Below are 3800 nucleotides of genomic sequence, written 5' to 3' on the forward strand. Positions count from 1 at the left end.
CGCCCCCACCTCCGCCCTCTCCCGTATCGCCGTCGTCGGTGGCGGACCCGGTGGGCTCTACGCCGCCGCGCTCCTCAAGCGGCTCGACCCCGCCCGTGAGGTCACCGTCTGGGAGCGGAACGCCCCCTCCGACACCTTCGGCTTCGGCGTCGTCCTCTCCGACGAGACGCTCGGCGGCATCCGGGACGCCGACCCCGTCGTCTACGAGGCACTCGGCCGCGACCTCGTCCGCTGGGACGACATCGACGTCGTCCACCGGGGCCACCGCACCACCTCCACCGGCCACGGCTTCGCCGCCCTCGGCCGCCGCCGGCTCCTGGAGATCCTGCACGCCCGCTGCACCGACCTGGGCGTACGGCTCCGCTTCCGCACGGAGGCCCCGCCCGCCGGCGTCCTCGCCGCCGGCCACGACCTGGTCGTCGCCGCCGACGGGCTGCACAGCCGCACCCGCGAGGCCCACGCCGCCGTCTTCCGCCCCCGGATCACCGCCCACCGCTGCCGCTACATCTGGCTCGCCGCGGACTTCGCCTTCGAGGCCTTCCGCTTCGAGACCGCCGAGACCGAGTACGGCGTGATGCAGCTGCACGCCTACCCCTACGAGGCCGGCGCCTCCACCGCCATCGTCGAGATGCGCGAGGAGGTCTGGCGGGCCGCCGGTTTCGACGAACTCGACGAGGCGGAGTCCACCGCCCGCTGCGCGAAGATCTTCGCCGAGGCGCTCGGCGGCAGGGAGCTGCGCTCCCACCGCTCCGCCTGGACCGCCTTCCGTACCGTCGTCAACCAGCGCTGGTCGCACGGCAACACCGTGCTCATCGGCGACGCCGCCCACACCGCGCACTTCTCCATCGGCTCCGGCACCAAACTGGCCGTCGAGGACGCCCTGGCCCTGGCCCACAGCCTCCGCGACCACCCCACCCCCGCCGAGGCCCTCACCGCCTACGAGGCCGAGCGCCGGCCCGTCGTCGAGTCCACCCAGCGCGCGGCCACCGCCAGCCTCCAGTGGTTCGAGGAGCTCGCGGGCCACGTCGACCGGCCGCCCCGCCGCTTCGCCTTCGACCTGCTCACCCGCAGCCGCCGCGTCACCCACGCCAACCTGCGGCTCCGCGACCCGGCCTTCACCGCCACCGTCGAACGCGACTTCGGCTGCCCGCCCGGCACCCCGCCGATGTTCACGCCCTTCCGGCTCCGCGGACTGACCCTGCGCAACCGGATCGTCGTCTCCCCGATGGACATGTACGTCGCCGAGAACGGCGTTCCCGGCGACTTCCACCTCGTCCACCTGGGGGCCAGGGCCCTCGGCGGCCCCGGACTCGTCATGACCGAGATGGTCTGCGTGAGCCCGGAGGGCCGGATCACCCCCGGCTGCACCGGACTGTGGACCGACGAACAGGCCGCGGCCTGGAGCCGGATCACGGACTTCGTCCACGACCGGGCACCCGGTACGGCGATCGGCGTCCAGCTCGGCCACTCCGGCCGCAAGGGCTCCACCCGGCGCATGTGGGAGGGCATCGACCAGCCCCTGCCCGAGGGCAACTGGCAACTCGTCGCCGCCTCGCCCCTCCCGTACAGGCCCGGCGTCAACCAGACCCCGCGCGCCCTCGACCGCGCCGGACTCGCCGCCGTACGCGAGGAGTTCACGGCAGCCGCCCGCCGCGCCGCCCAGGCCGGCTTCGACCTCCTCGAACTGCACTGCGCCCACGGCTACCTGCTCTCCGGCTTCCTCTCCCCGCTCACCAACCACCGCACCGACGGCTACGGCGGCGATCTGGACGCCCGGCTCCGCTTCCCGCTCGAAGTCTTCGACGCCGTACGGGAGGTGTGGCCCGAGGACCGCCCCATGACCGTGCGCGTCTCGGCCACCGACTGGGCCGAGGGCGGGACGACCGGCGAGGACGCGGTCGCGATCGCCCGCGCCTTCGCGGAGCACGGCGCCGACGCGATCGACGTCTCCACCGGCCAGGTCGTCCCCGACGAGACCCCCGCCTACGGCCGCTCGTACCAGACCCCGTACGCCGACCGGATCCGCAACGGGACCGGCGTCCCCGTGATCGCGGTCGGCGCGATCTCCTCCTGGGACGACGTCAACTCCCTGCTCCTGGCCGGCCGCGCCGACCTGTGCGCCCTCGCCCGCCCGCACCTCTACGACCCGAACTGGACCCTGCACGCCGCCGCCGAACAGGACTACGAGGGCCCGGCGGCCCCCTGGCCGGACCCGTACCGCGCGGGCAACCGCCCACCCCCGACCGGCCGCCGGGGCTGAGGACCGCTCCGAGGACCGTGGACGCCCGCGTATGCGGGGGCGACGCGAAAGCATGGTCCGCGCGCCGCCCCTGCTCTTGACTGGGGACATGACAGAGCAGCGGGGTGGGAAGGCTGCCGGGGCGGTCCTCGGCACGGCGACGGTGGCGACCGGACTGATCGCGGGGGTGTGGTTCGCGTACGTGTGCTCGGTGATGCCGGCCCTGGTGCGCAGTGACGACCGGGTCTACGTCGAGGTGATGCGGAACATCAACGAGGTCATCCAGAACCCGGTCTTCTTCACCCCGTTCTTCGGGGCGACGATCCTCGCCGCGGTGGCCGCCTGGCAGCACCGCGCCACCCGGGCCCGGATCTGGACGCTCGCCGCGCTCGTCCTCTCCGTGGCGGTCCTCCTGGTCACCTCGGCGGCGAACGTGCCCCTCAACGACGCGCTCGCCGCGGCCCAGGACCCCAGGTCCGCACGGCAGGCCTTCGAGGCCCCCTGGGTGGCGTGGAACCTGGTCCGCGCGATCCTGACCACGGCGGGCTTCGCCTGCCTGCTCCGGGCCCTGGCGGTACGGTCGAGGCCCCGGGACTAGTCCGAGGCCCGGGACCAGTCCCCGGACCCGTTCCCGGACCCGTTCCCGGACCCGTTCCCGGCCCCGGACACGTACGGGGCGACGAACTCCGCGCCGCGGTCCCGCAGCAGCTCGTGCAGGGCCGCGAAGACCTCCGCCGAGCGCCGCCCCGGCCAGTCGTCGGGCAGCAGCTCGGCCGGGAGCACCGGGTCCGCGTACGGCAGCCGGCGCCAGGAGTCCAGGACGAGCAGATAGTCCCGGTAGGCCTTCTCGGCGCCTCCCGGGGCCTGTGCGCCCGCCATGGCCTCCGCTCCCGCCCCGGCCGTCCGCCAGGCCCGCAGCACCGGTTCGTGGGCCGCCAGGAACTCCTCGTGGAGCCGGGCGATGGCCGGCAGGTCCCACCAGCGGGCCACCGCCTCGGCCGTCGCCGCGTACCCCAGGTGGTCGCCCCGGAAGAGGTCCACGTACGGGGAGAGCTCCAGGCGCTCCAGGGCGTTCCGGGTCTCCTCGTACAGCCGCGCGGGTGCGACCCAGACGCCGGGCGCCGCCGTGCCGAAGCCCAGCCGGGCGAGCCGCGAGCGAAGCAGGTGCCGCTTGTGCCGCTCGGCCTCGGGCACCGAGAAGACGGCCAGGACCCAGCCCTCGGAGAGCTTGGGTTCGGTACGGGCGTAGATCCGGCGGTCGCCGTCGTCCAGGAGCCTGCGGGCGTCGTCCGAGAGGGCGTATCCGGCGGCCCCGTCGGCCGTCCGGCCCGGCAGCAGCAGTCCGCGCCGCTTCAGCCGCGACACCGAGGAACGCACCGAGGGCGCGTCCACCCCGAGGATCGCGAGCAGCCGGATGAGCGCCGCCACCGGCATCGGCGACCCGTCGGGCGCACGGCCGTACGCGCCGTAGAGGGAGACGATCAGGGATCGGGGGGTGTGCTGCTCGGCCACGTGATCACTTTAAGGGGTGGTTCGCCGGCCCGACGCCGGTGGCGGCCGG

The 3800-nt window shown here is 74.5% G+C and carries 3 protein-coding genes; 2 read left to right on the plus strand and 1 reads right to left on the minus strand.

Translation table 11 applies throughout. The annotated features are described in order from the left end of the window. Positions 1-25: 25 nt before the first annotated feature. Both AOK00_RS35540 and AOK00_RS35545 read left to right on the plus strand, forming a co-directional pair. Positions 26-2260, plus strand: coding sequence for a bifunctional salicylyl-CoA 5-hydroxylase/oxidoreductase (locus tag AOK00_RS35540; RefSeq protein WP_063886714.1), 2235 nt, complete (start codon positions 26-28; stop codon positions 2258-2260). Between the two features lie 88 nt (positions 2261-2348). After that, positions 2349-2837: an anthrone oxygenase family protein gene (locus tag AOK00_RS35545; protein WP_055604231.1), complete on the plus strand. Its 489-nt coding sequence runs from the start codon at positions 2349-2351 to the stop codon at positions 2835-2837. Here AOK00_RS35545 and AOK00_RS35550 read toward each other — a convergent pair. Continuing rightward, the gene (locus AOK00_RS35550) at positions 2834-3751 is read right to left on the minus strand and encodes a PaaX family transcriptional regulator (protein ID WP_055604232.1); all 918 of its coding nucleotides are present in this window, start codon (positions 3749-3751) and stop codon (positions 2834-2836) included. The genes AOK00_RS35545 and AOK00_RS35550 overlap by 4 nt on opposite strands. Positions 3752-3800 lie beyond the last annotated feature (49 nt).

The sequence above is a fragment of the Streptomyces aureus genome, assembly GCF_001418135.1.
GTDB lineage: Bacteria > Actinomycetota > Actinomycetes > Streptomycetales > Streptomycetaceae > Streptomyces > Streptomyces aureus_A.

Bases quoted from the DNA above. Each gene is read 5' to 3' on its own strand.
- AOK00_RS35545 (WP_055604231.1), top strand. From the start codon at position 2,349: ATGACAGAGCAGCGGGGTGGGAAGGCTGCCGGGGCGGTCCTCGGCACG.